At 65.6% G+C, this 16,309-nt stretch carries 16 protein-coding genes; 13 read left to right on the forward strand and 3 right to left on the reverse strand.

The window, feature by feature from the left end; genetic code table 11:
* The first annotated feature begins 217 nt into the window (after positions 1–217).
* From BJF83_RS22355 to BJF83_RS22375, 5 genes are all read left to right on the forward strand, one after another.
* Positions 218–541, forward strand: coding sequence for a hypothetical protein (locus tag BJF83_RS22355; RefSeq protein WP_262391769.1), 324 nt, complete (start codon positions 218–220; stop codon positions 539–541).
* A 94-nt stretch (positions 542–635) separates the two neighbouring features.
* Positions 636–2,813, forward strand: a complete 2,178-nt coding sequence (locus tag BJF83_RS22360; protein WP_158070435.1) for a hypothetical protein — start codon at positions 636–638, stop codon at positions 2,811–2,813.
* Entirely contained in the window at positions 2,783–2,965 is a 183-nt protein-coding gene (locus tag BJF83_RS22365) for a hypothetical protein (protein ID WP_075927866.1), read from the forward strand. Before BJF83_RS22360 ends, BJF83_RS22365 begins: the two co-directional genes overlap by 31 nt.
* Before the next feature lie 488 nt (positions 2,966–3,453).
* Complete coding sequence (locus BJF83_RS22370) at positions 3,454–4,308, forward strand: hypothetical protein (protein WP_262391770.1); 855 nt, start codon at positions 3,454–3,456, stop codon at positions 4,306–4,308.
* A gap of 368 nt (positions 4,309–4,676) precedes the next feature.
* Positions 4,677–5,072, forward strand: a complete 396-nt coding sequence (locus tag BJF83_RS22375; protein ID WP_262391771.1) for a DUF5959 family protein — start codon at positions 4,677–4,679, stop codon at positions 5,070–5,072.
* 109 nt (positions 5,073–5,181) lie between these two features.
* On the opposite strand, the gene BJF83_RS22380 is transcribed toward BJF83_RS22375, so the two are convergent.
* Both BJF83_RS22380 and BJF83_RS22385 read right to left on the reverse strand, forming a co-directional pair.
* Positions 5,182–5,733, reverse strand: coding sequence for an HNH endonuclease (locus tag BJF83_RS22380; protein WP_143832038.1), 552 nt, complete (start codon positions 5,731–5,733; stop codon positions 5,182–5,184).
* A 245-nt stretch (positions 5,734–5,978) separates the two neighbouring features.
* Positions 5,979–6,158 carry a hypothetical protein gene (locus BJF83_RS22385; RefSeq protein WP_075927869.1) on the reverse strand — a complete coding sequence of 60 codons (180 nt, stop codon included), beginning with the start codon at positions 6,156–6,158 and terminating at the stop codon, positions 5,979–5,981.
* Positions 6,159–6,868: 710 nt separating this feature from the next.
* On the opposite strand from BJF83_RS22385, the gene BJF83_RS29895 reads away from it, so the two are divergent.
* The 7 genes from BJF83_RS29895 to BJF83_RS22420 all read left to right on the forward strand — a co-directional run bounded on the left by BJF83_RS29895 (position 6,869) and on the right by BJF83_RS22420 (position 12,356).
* Complete coding sequence (locus tag BJF83_RS29895) at positions 6,869–7,204, forward strand: hypothetical protein (RefSeq protein WP_262391772.1); 336 nt, start codon at positions 6,869–6,871, stop codon at positions 7,202–7,204.
* An 88-nt stretch (positions 7,205–7,292) separates the two neighbouring features.
* Positions 7,293–8,096 (forward strand): hypothetical protein, encoded by an 804-nt coding sequence (locus BJF83_RS22395; RefSeq protein WP_262391773.1) that lies wholly within the window; start codon positions 7,293–7,295, stop codon positions 8,094–8,096.
* Complete coding sequence (locus BJF83_RS22400; protein ID WP_075927871.1) at positions 8,089–8,748, forward strand: AAA family ATPase; 660 nt, start codon at positions 8,089–8,091, stop codon at positions 8,746–8,748. The genes BJF83_RS22395 and BJF83_RS22400 overlap by 8 nt, the downstream gene beginning before the upstream one ends.
* On the forward strand, positions 8,745–9,767 hold the full coding sequence (locus BJF83_RS22405) for a hypothetical protein (protein ID WP_075927872.1): 1,023 nt from the start codon (positions 8,745–8,747) through the stop codon (positions 9,765–9,767). Before BJF83_RS22400 ends, BJF83_RS22405 begins: the two co-directional genes overlap by 4 nt.
* Positions 9,764–10,627: a DUF2797 domain-containing protein gene (locus tag BJF83_RS22410; RefSeq protein ID WP_262391774.1), complete on the forward strand. Its 864-nt coding sequence runs from the start codon at positions 9,764–9,766 to the stop codon at positions 10,625–10,627. Before BJF83_RS22405 ends, BJF83_RS22410 begins: the two co-directional genes overlap by 4 nt.
* A 90-nt stretch (positions 10,628–10,717) precedes the next feature.
* A complete protein-coding gene (locus tag BJF83_RS22415) occupies positions 10,718–11,368 on the forward strand; it encodes an HIT domain protein (protein ID WP_262391775.1) in 651 nt (216 codons plus the stop codon).
* A 100-nt stretch (positions 11,369–11,468) separates the two neighbouring features.
* The gene (locus tag BJF83_RS22420; RefSeq protein ID WP_075927873.1) at positions 11,469–12,356 is read left to right on the forward strand and encodes a phosphotransferase enzyme family protein; all 888 of its coding nucleotides are present in this window, start codon (positions 11,469–11,471) and stop codon (positions 12,354–12,356) included.
* Here BJF83_RS22420 and BJF83_RS22425 read toward each other — a convergent pair.
* Positions 12,350–13,660 (reverse strand): hypothetical protein, encoded by a 1,311-nt coding sequence (locus tag BJF83_RS22425; protein WP_262391776.1) that lies wholly within the window; start codon positions 13,658–13,660, stop codon positions 12,350–12,352. The genes BJF83_RS22420 and BJF83_RS22425 overlap by 7 nt on opposite strands.
* A 300-nt stretch (positions 13,661–13,960) precedes the next feature.
* Between BJF83_RS22425 and BJF83_RS22430 the strand changes: the two genes are divergently transcribed.
* Entirely contained in the window at positions 13,961–14,476 is a 516-nt protein-coding gene (locus BJF83_RS22430; protein WP_075927875.1) for an ATP-binding protein, read from the forward strand.
* The last annotated feature ends 1,833 nt before the right edge of the window (positions 14,477–16,309 follow it).

Genomic DNA, 16,309 nt, shown 5'->3' on the forward strand with positions numbered 1-16,309 from the left:
CTGACATAGAACTCGCTGGGATCACCTCAGTGAGTTCCCTGGCCAGGTCGTGGGTTTGGCGGGTCGCGGTGTTCAAGGCATCGTCACAGTCAGGCCCCTTGTCACGACCTTCCCCTCAGACTGGATATCTTTAGTGTCGACAATCGGATGAATGTGAGTGATTCTTCCGGTTCTCCAGACTGAACGTGCAGGTGACAGCAGGAAAGCAGGTGGACTCGTGTCAGGTGAATCCGTAGGTGTGAACCCGGATGATGCCTACGCGGGAGGATCGGCCTCGGCCGAGGCAGCGGCTCGTCTCAGGGACCTGCCGACCGACTTCGATGAGGCGGTTCAGGCCGCAAAGAGCGCGGTGGGCCCAGCCCCAGGCATCACGGGCTGGGTTGCCTTCGGGGCCGACCATGAATACCACATGGCGGAAGTCAAGGAACACGCGAGAGCTCTCGCGGACAACATCCAGAACGGCGCCTACGAAGCAGCCGTGACCGACTTGGAGTCGGCAGAGGAGTACTCCATTCCGATCAACGGTCCGCAGCTCTTCTAATTTTCTTCCTTCCACAACCCCGGTCCGGAGATATATTTTGTCTGCCCTCAGCTACACCGAATGTGATATCGACCGCGGAACAGTCGCATCGGCTATGTCCACATTCGAAGAACTCCACGCTGTGATCAGCGGCCGGGCTGGGTCGTACAACACCATCACCCAACCAGTGGGTTTTCAGTTCTCGGATCTTATAGGCGAAGGACTGAGAAGCGCCGCAGGGGAGAACCATTTCCACTGGAGCAGTTCAATGATGGCGTGCACCCACGCCTATGGGGTTCTTGATAAGATCAGTACGGACGTACAGTGGTACGAGAACAAGATCGAGGAGATCAAGGAGAACCTCGCTACGGCCCTAGCCAATTCCAGCGAGCCCGATAATCTCATCATCTATAACCAGATCGTCGATTCGCATAATACTGACGCCCGGGAGGCCTGGCGAACACTGGAGACACGTTGCGACGAGTCCGAGGAGATGCTGCGCGACGGCCCGACTCCAGAAAACATCCGCGCCCTCGCGGACGGTGGCCATCTGGGAGAGCATGGTCTGATCGGGTTCTACACCACCGAGGACCTGAGCTATTTCCATGTGGACGAGAACCAAGCCGAAACCATCGCGATCCACATCGAAAACGCAGTTTTGCACGGGTACGGTGGTAGCATCGAAGCACTTGAGGACAACCCGGAGTACCTCGCTCTGATCGCCAACGTCGTCGGGCGCGCGTTGACCGCACAACAGAACGGGGACGAGTTGCTGGACGGGGAGGTCGAGTTCCTGGAGACACTGTTCGGCGACCTCAGCAATGTCCGAGGCAGCGACCCCGGGTTCCTCAACTTCATGGACCAGTTGAATGCCAGCGAGCATCTCAGTGACTCTCTCCGTGAAGAAATCAAACGGAATCTGGCGAACTCCATGCTCGTCCTGTCGGACGACAACATCGGAGGCGGCGTCGACAGGCTTCCAACTGACGTCCAGGAAGCGGCAAACGGTCCCGAGTTCCCCGAGATCACCAGTGTTGAAACCGGCGATGACGTCGACGCCTACGTCGATACCTACCGAGCCTGGGGCAGCGAGTTCGCTACACTCAGCGACTTCCTTGGCAGTTCGGGGCCGGGGGTGCAGGGAGGAACGGAGTTCTCGACCACCCTCCTGGGAACAAGTGCAACCAACCTGATGTACACCCAGTTGTACGGCGGTGAGCCCACTGGTGAAATTTTCCAGGACATCATCGATGTTGCGTCGAGGAACGAAGAGGCCAACTACGTCATTCTGACGGGCGAGGACTTCGACGGAAACACCTACCAGCATCACGAGAACCATGCGGACCTCACACCGGAATCGGCCCTCACCACCTTCTACTCGTATGACTGGGACGACGACGGCGCCACAGTCAGCGGTATCACCGACTGGATCGCCAGAAGTAGCGGACGAGACCTCATCGAGGTGACGGACGAGCTTCGGGGAACTGCCCTCGCGAGTCTGATGGGGATGCTCGAGAACGAGGACTTCAGGGACAGCCTCTTCGGTACGGACCATGCTGTCGAGGATGAGGACGGGCTCGAATGGCTCGATGTCTCCGCAGGACACCTGAACGGCGAGCTCGCTGACGGCTTCGGTGACATCTTCCTCGCCTACATGGATGAGTTCGCCGAGACCGACGGCTTGGGAGAAGAGGGCGAGTTCGAGACACGCTGGAACCCGGACCTTGGGACCGTGGAACTCTCTCCCGAGAGCCGCCTGGCTTTTACCCAGCTCATCGTGGCTGACCCTGACGCAGCCGCGCGCATCTACGAAGAGGTCCTCCTCAACACGGGTGAGACCATGGCGGAATACGCGTCAAACACTGGAGACAGGGACCACATCCCCACGGTTCTCGCCGGAAGTCTCCAAGGGCTCGTGGAGGAGGCTCTGGCAAACGAGAGTGCCACGCGGGGCCAACAGCACGGAGACGCTGCCACCTACCAAACTGGCGTGAGCAACTCCGTCGTCGACGTGCTCGGTAGTGCCGCCGGTGATGTCGGAGCGCCGGGCGTTGTGGTCGAGATCGCGAAGTTCGCGGCGAAGGAAGCCCTGGCGATTCCCATACACGAGGCGAGCCAGAACGTCGCCACCCCGGGAGAGTGGGCCACCAACGAGCGGATGCAGGGCTTCGCGATCGCTGCCCTCGCCCATGGGGACCCCGAGTTGATGGCAGCCTGGAGGAGGCTGGGATCGCCCGGGAGGACGAGAACGGAGATCTTTACGTGCCCGTCGAACACGAGGAGTGGGACGTAGAGACATCCGCTGGTGTCCTGGCGACGGAGTTCGACCGTGTGGACGAACTCGACTGGGTGGACGACGAGGGATCCACGGCGAATGCCGTGTACAACTTCCTGAGTGCCTTCGGAAACAATGGCTCGAAGTGGGACGATGTTTCGATCCGCTAATATTCAGACGTACACATCACGACTCGGAGAGGGAATCCCTTCATGAGGCGCGCGATAGCCATTGCCATGGTGGCAGCCTTCCTTCTCACGTCCTGCTCGTTGGGCGAGGGGCCCGGGGAGGCCGGAGGCTCCTCCGAGGACCGCGAACCGGTGCGAGACCTTGACCCGCCGGCGTCGGTGAATGCGAGTGCGTGGACGTGGGAGGCCCCCGAGGGAGTTGCCGAGCTAGACGGTCTCTTCCCCGTGCCAGGTGGGGTGGCAGCCCTTGTGGACGACGGGGTCGTCGGTCTCTCAGGGGAGAGCGGCGGTGTGATGTGGGAGCACCGGGTTCCGGGAAATGAGGTCTTCGGCGCGGTGGCGGGTCAGGGCCGATACTTCGTGCTCCAGATCCTGGACTCCGAGGATGAGGAGGCACCTCCGAGGATGGTCGTACTCGACCTGTCCACGGGAGAGCCGGTCAGGGACTACCAGTGGAGAGTGGGGACAGTGTGTCCGGGGTCGTTCGGGGGTGGCTGGGTAATGTCACGGACGAGTACTGGGTCACGGTGGAGGACGACGAGGCGCTTCTCGCCCATCGTCTGGGAAGCGACGAGGACGCCTGGTCGGTCCCGAACGTCGCGGGCTGCGACGGTGTCGGCTCCGTGGATCGGACCGTGATGACGGACGAGGTCCTGGTAGCGGCCTTCACCTGTTATGAGCAACCCGAGGGCGAGGCCCCTGTTGAGATGACCGAGGGCCAGGAGTTCGTCTCCGGGTTCGCTGGGTTCGACCCGTCGACGGGTGACGAACTATGGCGCACGGAGGAATCGGCAGGGACGTTCCCCGGTGATGCGCACGAACGCGAACTCGCTCTCCACGACAGTGGCCTGGTCACCGCCTACTACCCCTATGGCCAGATTGGGCAGATCGTCGACCCCTCCACGGGCAACGTGCGAACCCTCGACGAAGGCGGGGTCCTGTGGTCGAACAGGGACGGGTCCCTCTTCGGCGTATGGGATGAGCGGACACGGGACTACTGGACGGAGGAAGCCGGGGGTGGTGTGCGAGAACGTTTCAGAGCCAACGACACCGGTGCCGCGGAGTCGATCATCAACGGGCTCCAGGGCGATGCGGAGACCGTTGGCTTGGAGGGTGGAGTGCTCCATATGGCGGAGTCGATCCCCGCCGGTGCGGGTGAGAGCGAGCTGGCGGTGTTCGAGGGTTTCGAGGAAACCGTTCCGGTCATGTTCACCTGGGATGGGGAGGCGCTCATGGAGATCGATGACGTATATGTCGTGCCGGGGGCCGTCGCTGTCTCTTTCATCGACCACGCCGGGCGAAGCGGCGTCATCGGCCTGCAGTAGCAGGAAGAGAGATCAGCTCTCTTACTCGTCGACAGGTATCCAGCATCTGGTGACTCTTGCGGTCTGCCACATGCAGAGCTTCTACACGAAGGCTGGGTGTGTCGGGATCGCCTCCCGTCACTCCCGTGAACCGGGCAACCGTTGCTCTCGAGCCCGGGGCACACATCGAAGGTGGTGTTGGGTCCGGCCGGCATGGTGTCGCCGGAGGTGGCGCGATAGGTGGCCGAACGCACCTTGTGGCTGGTGTGGCGCGACTTCGGAAGCGGCATGCATGTATTGGAGGTCGCGATGGGTGCTGTGCGAGAAGATCGGGGTGACCTGGTCCATCAAGCACGCACGAGGCGGCCGTGGTAGACGAAGCACAGACGTTGGAACTCTTCCGGTTCGCGGACCCGGGGCAGAGTGTTGCCCTTGAAGTGGAGTGCGGTGACCCTTCGATCGGAGGGGAAGCGCGGTACTTCTCCGCCTCCATCGTGTTGAAGAGCGGCTTCGTCCATGGTCGGGTCAGTCTGGTGGTGTCGGTCGGGGACCTGGAGGACTGGGAGCGTTGCCTGGATGCCCTCCAGGCGGAGGAACGGGTCGAGTGGCCCGCGGGTGGCCGGACCGCTTGGCTGGAGGTCGTGCCCGACGACCCAGTTGAGGTGACAGTGCATGACGCGCCGTCAACGCAGATCGCGGTGCGTATGCCGATCGATGACACCTGCGACTGGGTGGAGGAGAACCGGTTGAGGCTCGAACACGTCCGTAACGCCGTCGAGCCATGAATTGCCGCGGGTCCAGGTGCTTCGCTATCCCTGTCGTTGCGTGGCTGTGGCCGACACGGAGGATGCCTGTGACCCTTGCGGCGAGTAGGTGAAATCTGGCTTGTTGGACTCACGTTGGCTGTGAAGAGTCCCGGTCCCCGCGTTCGTGGCGCTGGACCGATCGCTGGAGGGTCTTTCGGTAGTGGTCCGGATGGTGGCGTGCCCGAGAACGTTCGAGTCTTGCTTCCAGTTGCGCGGTGGTGACCTGTCGTTCCACACCGACGATCTTGTCGACGGCCTCCTGCTGTCTCCGGGCGTCTTCCAGGTCGAGTAACTCGGTGCTGTTGTTACGTTCGTGATTGCACCCCAAGTGGGTGATCCGGACGTTGTCGCGGGTCTGGGCTCCTCCGAGGGAGACGGCTCGGATGTGGTCGATGCTCGGGGAGCGCGGATCACGGGCCTTACAGGACGGGTCGACGGGGTCGTCGCAGAGCCCACAGATCCACCCGTCCCGGTCACCGATCTCTCGGGTCGTGAACTTCTCGAAGGGCCCGTTGGCGCGTATCCGCTCACGTCGGATCCAATCCTGCCGCCTGCGCTTCTCGATCCGGCTGAGGTCGGCGAGGAGCTCGCGTAGAAGCTTGGGTGGTTCGACCTTCGCGCGCTCCTCCGCGCCGCACATGGTGCACGGCCTCGGTTGAACTCTTCCGCGTCGCGACGGTGATCCGCACGGCGCGGTGTTCGGCTTTGCCCTCTGCCTCGCTGTCAGCGTGGTCGGCACGGAAGGCCGCGCATTCCTCGCCGGTGTGGTAGCAGTCGCTGGCGTGGGAGGTGATGACGATGTGGGTCACGGGCGCTTTCGCTCCGAGAGGGTGGGGCGGAGAGAGCCCTGGATGCTCGTGTTTAGCGGTGCGGGGCGCTTGAAGGTCACCGTTCGCCTCGGATACGGATCTCACCGGCCAACCAGCGTACGAACCGGTCGGCATGGACGAGGTAGGTGGTTTTGGTTGACGGAGCCAGATCGCTGGCGTTGACGATCTCGGAATAGCGTTCGAAAGCGGACTGGATGTTGCCGATGGTCCAGGGCTGTTCGGGGGAACGGCTCATGGGGGATCTTCCATGTTAGGAGTGTTGTCTGTCGGCAGGGTGGACATCACGTTAGCCCACTGTTGGTGGTCCTGGTCAGCTTTCCGCTTCTCCGTCAGGTGAGCAGCTTTCGGATAGTCCGCGCCCAAGGTGCGGAGTGTGTTTCGTGCTGGGTTCGGTGAAGGTGTCAGTGTGTCGGGATCGCCTCCCGGTACCTGCTCTCGTGGTGGGCTCGGGACGCATGACCACGCGGTCATCAGACCTATGACCAGTTGGTCATGGGCTTGCAGCCACAACCTCGCCACAGTGGGCGCATGGATGGATTCGAAGAGGGCTCCCGCGCCCTGACAGGACTACCTGCGGGCAGGTGCCACGATGGTCGCTGACCTGCTGACACAGCAGCTGGAACCCGAACGCTGGGGATTTAAGGCCGCGAGGCTGAGCGAGGTTGTGGGCCTGGGGCTTCCCGTACCTCCCGCGCTGTGCTTGCAGGCTGAGGACCTGGTTCGCGGGACTGCCGAAGCCGTCAGCGCGACGGCTACATGGCTGCGGCTGTACCGGCCCCGGCGGGTGGTACTCCGCACCAGCGCCCGAGAGGACCTGCCGGACAGCGCCCAAGCCGGACGGACGGTCACCGTCCTGAACTGCCCGCCCGACGCCTCAGCGCTGGTGCGGGCGATCGATCAGACTTCGTCACCGGGCAGAACCTCAACGGGACCACCGGGGCCTGCGTGCTGGTCCAGGAGCAGGTCGACGCGCCTCTGTACGGGGTGGCGTTCTCTCACGACCGTCGTGTGTTGGTTGAGGCGGCCCGACGGCCGGACGCGGTGACCGCCGGCGAGGTACCGCAGATCCGTGCAAGTGCGGAAGGTGAACGGCTCGCCGTCGACACGACCGGGCGAGCCGTCCCCAGCCTGATGCTCATCCGTCGCCTCCGCTGGGTGTGCCTGCTGCTGGCCGAGCACTTCGGGTTCGACGTCGATGTCGAGTGGGCGTGGACCGGTGCGTCGGTGATCGTGCTCCAGGTCCGCCCCATCACGGGCGAGCCTGTGGAGTGGGCCTCATGAACGGCATGAGCAAGGCGGAAGCCTCACTATCCTGGAGAATCACGGTCTGCTCCGCATATCGGTGAAGGTCTTTCGGTCTCCGACATCGGTGACCAGTCGGCAGCTCCGGCAGCTCTTCGGCCGGGACACACCCCTCGTCGTACGTACGGGAGCCGACTCCGAGGAACGTAATCTCCCCCGCATGGTCGGCGTGACGGCCGAGGCCGCAGCAACGTGGATCAACGTTCTTCCGTCGACGTTGTCCGCACTGGTCCAGCTCTACGAGCAGGTGCAGTTCTCCGTGGAGCTGGCCGCCTACGAAAACCTGCACGTGGCCGAGGTCGTCCCCGGGATCTGGGAGCTGGACAACCGTCTGGCCCCGCTCGTTCTGCAGATCCGCGGTGACCGCGTCGACCTCACGGCCACCGATGGTGGGCCCCAATGCGCACGGTTTCATGATCCTCACCACGGCCTGCACGAGCGCCCCGCGCGTGTCGACGACTGGCAGATCGCCACCGTGACGGAATGGATCAGGCACCACCACCGCGCTCTGGCCGCCGTCCGTTCGGATCTGGGACATCCCTTTGGGCTTAAGCTCCACTACTCCGCCCGCTTCGGTCTCTCCCCGCAGAACCTTCGCGGAACGGTTCCCGACTCCGGCACCTGGCACGGCGGCGACCACCCATCGACCGTCGAGACAAACATCGTGTCCTCCACCACCGAACCCATCCCCACCGGCCCAACACTGCTGGACGTGTCCATCGCCCGTGAGGACCACGCCACGCTCACCACGTTCATCCATCGCCTGCGTGAAGCGGGAACCCGTGAGGTCTTTCTCCGCTCAGGAGTGCTCTCCCACCTGGCCATCAATCTCCGCGAAGCCGGAATCACTGTGCGGAGCGCTCATGGGTGAGTTCTGGGTGGTCGAGGGGATCGACGGCGCGGGCAAGAGCCACCTGCTGTCCCGCCTGGCCGACACCACCTGCGAGGCCGTTGTCCTCCGCAAAGACGACCGTCCCACGAGCGGCGATCGATGGGCCGACGGACGGCTTGCCGTGATGCACAGCCTCACCTGGGGATACGACCACATCGAACCGGTGTGGAACTACCCCTCCCGGTACTGGCTGCACACGTTGGCCGCCTGGTACGAGCTGTTCCACCACGTACACGTGGCACCGACGCTGGCCGAAGGCCGAACGGTGGTCGTCGACGGCTGGTACTTCAAGCACCAGGCTCGGATGGCGCTCTCCGGGGATGAGGACCTGGTGGCCTTAGCTGCGCGGGCGTTCTCCGCCCTGCCCCAACCGGACCAGATGGTCAGGCTGTCCACTCCTCCTGACCTCGCCGCCACCCGCAGGTCGGGCAGCTCCAAGCCCTCCGAACACGGGGCGTTCGTCACCGGCCAGGCCGTGATGTCCGAACGGGACTTCGCCACCTACCAGACCTGTACCAGCCAGGCTCTGGACGAGCTCCTGCGGCTACACCCCGCTCGGGTTCACACCCTGGATCCCGGTGCACCCCTCGAAGGCCTGCTGTCACTACTCCGTGAGGAGACCGCCCCGTGAGTGTCACTGCGCCCGCGGCCGTCACCAGCGAGGATCACACGATGGGAGAGCGGCTGGCTGACTACGTACTCCCCAAGGTCCCCGTCGACCTCCTCGCCGCCTCCGCGGGCCGCGCCTGGGTCTACCCCAACCGGTCCCTGTCGTTCCTCCTGGGCGGGGAGAAACGCCGGGGAAAGAGGTTCAATTGGCGTCGTCCCTACTTCGCCGTCGCCGACCGGGTGCTGCACTGCGTGGTCCCTCCCGGGCGGGACTACACGCACCACTACACCCAGCTTCTCCGCTCTGCCTGCGCATTCATCGGCTTGGGCGCCGACGTCACCACCGAATCACCGGCCTCCGGCCAGGGACTGGAGTTCGTCGACCACTGGCTTCCCGACGACCTGCCCGCACACGACCTGGCCGTCCTCGGCTACGTCGACCCCCTCTTCCACGACCACACCACCGGCTGGACCCATCGGCCCGGGTTCGGCTGGCGCACCGCCCGCATCGGCTCAGCCACCGCCCTCCTCCTGGGCTGTGAGTTCAGCTTCTGGGGCGACCTCGCCGGAGACCTCGTCACCGCGCTCGTCGCACGCGGTCACACCACGAACGTCGTCTACGTCGGCAAGCTCGGCGGACTCCAACCGGACATGGTGCCCAACACCCTCATCGTCACCGGCACCATCACCCGCATCGAGGACCACACCCTCACCTGGGATAGCTCACTGGACCTCACCCACGCCCCACCGACCCTCCGAACCGGGACACGGCATGTCACCGTCCCCAGCGTCATGGACGAGACCCGCGCGTGGTTCCGAGACCACCGCGACGACTTCGACATCGTCGATCCCGAGATCGGTCACATGGCCCGCGCCGCCGCCACCGCCGGCGTGTCCTTCGACTACCTGCACATCGTCACCGACAACCTGAACGGCACCTACGAACACGGCCTGTACGCCGAACGCAGCGCCCCCGTCGCCACTCGGCGACGCCGCTGCCTACGCGACATCGAGGCCATCCTGCACCGGAGCCTGACATGAACCTCACCGCACCCGCCACCCTCCTCGGGCTGGACTGGAGCACTCCCGACACTCCGCACCTGCGCATCACCGACCCCACCAACTCGAAAGGCAGCCTCCTCCACCCCCTCCTGGGCGAGCACACCTTCCGCATCGACGGCGACCAGCGCCGCTGCGTCGGCTGGTTCGACCTCACCGGCACCGAGGGCGGGCACGTGCGCTGCCGCACCGACGAGATCATCACCCGGGGGAGGCAATGTCGCCGCTGCCAGTACAAGGAGGGGTTCATCGCCGCCCACCAAGCCCACCGCGACTCCACCGCCCTGCCCACGAACATCCGGGACTACCTCCAGCAACCGCACTGGCTCTACCTGGACGTCTTCGCCAAGGGCATGACCAAGGTCGGCACCGCCGCCGAGTCACGCCGTCGCAGCCGCCTGGCCGAGCAGGGACCCGTCGCCGCCGTCTATGTCGCCCGCACCCCAGACGGCATGACGATCCGTGCCCTGGAGTCCGCCGTCTCCCGACATTTCGGCCTGCCCCAGCAGGTGCCGACTCGCCGCAAGATCCTCGGCCTCCACGGGACGGTGGACACCGCGGCCCTCACCACCCGGCTCACCGATCTCGCCACCCAGGTCGTCTCCTACCTGGACAAGCTCACGACCGATCAGCCCGGCATCGAGGTCTTCAGCGACCCCGAACTCTGGGTGCGACCCGCGTGCGCCACCACCGTCTTCGAGGCCGCACCCGTCCTGGTCTACCCCGCCGACCTCACCCAAGGCACCCACCACCTTCACATCACCGGTGCCAGCGGCCCCATCGCCCTGTTCACCACCGTCCCCGAGCCGCACACGACGCGGCCCGCTACTGCGCCGACCTGACCAAGCTCATCGGCCGCCGCCTCACCCCCGCCACCCCCGAAGACACACCCACCAGCGTCCCCACCCTCTTCTGACCCCGGAAAGGCACCCGTGGACGACGACACCCTGCGCGAGATCTGCACCTTCTGCTGTGAAGTCGAAGGCGGCGGCGACTCCAACCTCTTCTACGACCTCGGCCTGGCCCGCACCCGCGGCGACTACGTGCTCCATGAAACCGAGCACTTCGTCGTCATGCCGTGCATCGGGGCCCTGACCGACTGGTACCTGCTCATCGTCTCCAAACGCCACACCCTGTCCGTGGGCTGGCTCGACGACGCCGAACACGCCGACCTGCGCACCCTCATCCCCCAGGTCACCGACCTCATCCGCACGCGCAGCGGCCTCGACAGCCTCGTCTTCGAACACGGCAGCCTCGACTTCCGCGACAAGGGCGGCGCCTGCTACGACCACACCCACATCCACGTCGTGGCCACCGACCGCGACCACCACGCCTTCCTCGACCAGATCCCCGCACCCATCACCATGCGCCCGTGCACCGACTGGATCGACACAGCCCGCCACCTGGTGAACGACCAACACCGCTCCTACCTCGCCCTCGGCGCCCCCGGCCAGGACTGGATCGCACCGCCACCGGGGCACCCTCCCAGTTCTTCCGCCGCTGCCTCGCCTCATGGATCGGTGCCGAGGAAGGCGAATGGGACTGGCTCACCTTCCCCCAGACCGACCGCGTCCACCGAATGAGCGCCCTGCTCACCACCGAATGACCCACACCCACCCACATGCGGTACCCGCCGTACCGGGCCGCGGAGCGAGCGCGGGGCGTCAGCGTAGTCTGGGGCGCGTGGTCCACACCGAGGAGTTCGCCAAGCGCGCGACCCGCGCCGTCCACACCGCCGCCCACACCCTGGGCATCGCCTCACCCGGGGCACCCGAACTGATCCGGGCCGGGGAACGCGCCGTCTTCCGCCTCGGCGGCGGCACGGTCATCGGTCGGGTCGAGCGCTCCACCGCCCGGTGGCAGGAAGCCGATCGGGAGGTCCGCGCCGCCCGCTGGCTCGCAGACCAGGGCCTGCCAGTGAGCGCACCCCTACCCGGAGACCAACCCCTCCTGGTCGAGGACACCGCCGTCACCTTCTGGCAGGGGGTGGACGGGGAGTGGACCGTACCCAAGGAACTCGCGGTCCTGCTGCGGACCCTGCACCACCTCACCCCACCCCGCGCCCTCCACCTGCCCGAGCTGGACCCCTTCGACCGCGTCCTCGATCGCATCGACGCCGCGCCCCGGCTCACCACAGCCCAGCGCGACCAACTCCACGCGGTCCACCACGACCTGGCCACACGCCTTCCCGCCGTCACACCTGTGCTCGGCCGCCACGTCATCCACGGGGACGCCAACATCGGCAACGTCCTCGCCACCGACCACGGAGTAGTGCTCTTCGACCTGGACGGCATCTGCTGGGGGCCACCCGAATGGGACCTGGTCCTGACCGCCCTGTACCGGGACCTGGGCTGGCACACTGAGGCCGAGTACGCCGACTTCTGCGACGCCTACGGGTTCGACGTGGCCACCTGGGACGGTTATCCCCTCTACAAGGCGATCCGGGAACTACGCATGACCACCTGGCTCGCGCAGAAGGGCGGAGAGAGCCCCGAGATCGACGCCGAAATCGCCCAGCGCATCACCGACCTGGCCCACCCCGAACACCCCCGGACCTGGCACCCCTACTGAGCCGCTCCCACCACGGCACCAGCCTGGCGGAGGAACCGCGCCGCCTCGGGCTGGTCACGGTAGGGCAGGACCCTCTTCGCGAAGTCGTCCAGATAGCCGACGCACCGAGCGGAGGAGGTCGCCTGAACCTGAGGGATCACCCGCGTGCCCAGGTGCACCGCCTCCTCTACCTCGCCCTGCCCGAGCACGGCCGCGGCCAGGACCATGCGGGTGAAAACCCGGCTGCGCGCGTAGTCGTGCCCCGTCGACGCGGCGAGGCTCTGTTCGGCCAGGCGGCGGGCCACGTGCGCGTGTCCCAGATCCCGGTGGCAGTGCGCGACTTCGTCGGAGTACTCGGAGTGGTCGAAGTAGCCGATCCACTCCGGATCCAGACCAGGCCGACGCCGACCGAACTCTCGCTCCGCCTCGCTCATCGCGCGAATACAGTCGGTCTTGTCCCGGCGGGCCGCGTGGGCGCGTGCCTCCATCATCAGGAACTGCGCGCGCATGGTCGCCGTCGCACGGTCCCCGGCTCCGGTCAGGGCGGCCCGCGCCAGGTCCCGGGCCTCGCGGTGCGCGCCCAGGTAGTTGGCCTGGTGACTCATCGCCGACAGCACACTCGCGCCCAGGAGCCGATCCTCGGCGTGGGCGGCGAGGTCCAGGGCCTGGACGAAATACCGTCGAGCCGCGCCGTTGCGCTGGGCGTCATAGGACATCCAGGCGACGGAGAGCACGAACTCCGCCGCGACCGCGAACAACGGCCGTTGAACTGCTTCAGGGCGAGTCTGCCGGAGCAGCGGGACGACCGTACCGCTGAGGTAGTGCACGGCGGTGGTGCGCGTGTTGTCTCCACCGAACCTGTTGTCCAAGGAAGCGAACGCCGCGGCGGCGGCACGGATCGCGGCCACGGGCCCCTCGTCCGGCACAGGTTCCCCAGCGGATGAGGACCCGTCCTGTACGAGCCAGGCGAGCACGGCGGAACTGACCGCCGAGGACTCGGCGTCGTTCTCCAGGCCGGGTGCGCCTTGGGTATCCGCGCGCGTCAGACGCTCCAGGACGGCCGCTGCCTCGTCACCGGAGTCGTTCAAGTCCAATGCGAGATCGGCAGGAACACACATCAGGTCAGGCGCGGGGATGTCGTATCCCTCAGTGATGCCTTCGAAGGCACGGCGGATCGTTTCGGGCCTGCGGAGTTCCCGGGTCCCCTTCAGGACGCGGGAGACCATGGTCTGCGAAAGGTCACCCATCCGCGCGATGGCGTCCTGGGACAGCAGGGTGTGCCTCAGCAGCAGTCGGATCAGCGCGTTGGCGTCCTCTCCGGCCACGGCTCGCTGCACTTCGGGAATACGCCAGAACCGGGCCGGAACGCACGAGCAGTCGCCAGTCTCTCGGTTTCGACCGCAGTTTCCGCAGAACACGGGTACGCCTTCCACTCGGCTCTTCGGGGCGGGTGGGTGACACCGAAGCCTACGGGCGCCACCACATGACAAGCCATGACCGGCTTGTCATGACCACCATGCCCGCTCCGTCATGGAGATGTCAGGCGTTTCTCCGGACAGTGAGTACATGACCACGACACCGCATGTCTCACCTGCTCTGGCCTGCTGTTTCTCGGCGGAGAACTGATGTCGCCACCTTCTCGTATTCCAACGGTTCCGGGCAAAGGGGTCTTGTTGCCCCGGCGTATCAGCTACGACGACCCGAACAAATCAGGACTTCTGTGCGGCTCCGACACCGCTCATCTGTCCCCCGCTCGCCGCTGGGCGGCACAGGTCACCCGGACCACGCCGTCCGCAGCATACCCTCTGGTCGCCTCCCTGGCCGAGCTTCACGCGAACGCCCTGCGACACAGCGCTTCGGGGCTGTCGGGCGGGCATGTGCGGATCGAGATCGAACGATGCCGCCTCCTCTTCCTCCTGCACGTGACCGACGATGGGCCGCGGCCAGGAGCCGCACCAACCGTTCCTGCGCCGAACTTCTATGCCCCGACAGAGGGAGCGAGCCCCCAACTGGCCGAGTGCGGTTACGGCCTGGCCGTGGTCGAAGCGATGGCCCTGTGCTGGGACTTCTCCAGGGGATCCGGCGGGGAACTAACTGTCAGTGCGGCCTTCGACCGATATGGGCGCACTCCTACCAGATGATCGGCAAATAGCCGTTGGGGTAGAAACAACCCTGTTCTTTGTGGCGAGGGTTGAAGATTCCCGCCCACCCAAGCGACCATCGACCAGCCCTGGCCAGGGTGGATGGCCATTCGCCGCATTGACGGGTGAATTGTGTCCATATGTGTGGGTTTGTGGATGGGAAGCGCAGTTCCGAGGGCGTACGACTTCGGGGCCATTGACACTCACCTCGATCCCGCAAGGGCAATGGCCAGTCTCTTCTCGGGGCTGGTGAAAAAGAGAAGAAGGGGTGCCCCAGGCCGGTGCTGCGAACACCCACCTGGGGCGTGATTCCCACCTGATACCGCAGGAGGAAATCGTGGGGAAGTCTATCGGGCGACACCGCAAACGCCGCCAGGGATGGGGTGAACACGTGCGCTGGATGCTCGGAGGGGTGCTGGCCGTGGTGTTCTGTGGACCTGTCAGCCGAACCGTTCCGTCAACGCCAGAGCCCCAAGTCCGGCGACCGCGTCCGGTTCGGTGTGCTCTGCCGGACCAGGAAACCACCTCGAAGCTGCCGGTGGGTGGGAACCCGAGGGTGGCTTCGCGCGATCACATAAGGAGCGGCGCCGGTGGAGATGTTGCTGTGGTGCCGCGTCAGCGGGACCCGTATGAGGGGCGGCGTGGGTGGTGTGTGGACGACGACGGGGTGCGCGGGGTGCGTCCTTACCTTGCCCGAGCGGAGGAACGCTTTCTCCGCGACCGCGCCGAAGCGCCTGTAGAGGTTGGTCACGGCGACCTCCTGGCCGTCGTTCACGAGCCCGCACCCGTGTCCGCTCCCGCTCCGGTTCCCGAGGGCGGCGGTGTGGGCGAGTTCGCTGAGCTGGCCCGCCTCGTACGCGATTGGCAGGCCATAACCTCCTGATCGGTGGGAGCGTGCGCTTCGGGGTGGTGCCGACCATGCTCGTGGTCGGCACCACCCCGGGGGTTGTTCTGCGTTCTCGTCCTGGTGTCACAGGTCGGCCGTGTGCTATCGAAAGGGCTCAGGAAGAGGAGAATTCTGGAATGGTTTCGGGTGTGTATCGCGCCTGCCCGGGAGGGGTTGCTGAACCCCGAGTGAACACGATTTGAACCAGGGCCAACGGGTGGGCCGTCGTGCGGGCCGACGCCTGGGCCGCCCCTGTGGCCCACCCCTCCAACAACATCTTCGCAGGTCAGGGGTTGTTCGGGTGGGCCAACGCGTGTCCAGACTTATACCCAAGTGGGTAGTGATCTTCACGTAGGCGGGCGGGGCCGCCCGCGACGAGCGCGAGGTGGCCCCGCCCGCACCTGCTCACAGTATCGCTCCCCACCGTGCCCGCGAGAACATCTCCTGATTGTTTCCTCTAAATGCTCAAGAGAAACTAATAATGGAAGCGAGCGGCGTCGATATTCCTTCGGGTTCCTTCCGTGGTCTTTTTGCGGGTCGCCCTGGAGAGGAGTCTCCTGCAGGTGTGTTGGTCGGGGCGGTGGTGGGTTCTCGCGGCGGGCTGGGCGAGGTGGTCCGGTTCGCGTGCCGCACCGGCGGCGTCGGCCGGTGCGTGCCGTGGCGGGCGTGTGGCGGGGGCCGAACGAGGGCCTGTGACTTTGCCTGTGACTCCGCCGGTCAGGAGTCCTGTGACTTCGCCTGTGACTCCGCCTGCGGGAGGGCCGCTTTGAGCGGAGCACTCTGGCGGCGTTATCAGTGCAGGTCAGGGGGTTGTTCAGGTGGGCCGACGCGTGTCCAGACTTATACCCCGGTGGGTAGTGATCTTCACGTAGGGGCGGGCGGCGCTCCCGGCGAGCGGGGGCGGCCGCCCGCCCTATGCCCTCGAACGGGTCTAGTCTTCGCCCGAC

The sequence above is a fragment of the Nocardiopsis sp. CNR-923 genome (assembly GCF_001942255.1).
Classification (GTDB): Bacteria; Actinomycetota; Actinomycetes; order Streptosporangiales; family Streptosporangiaceae; genus Nocardiopsis.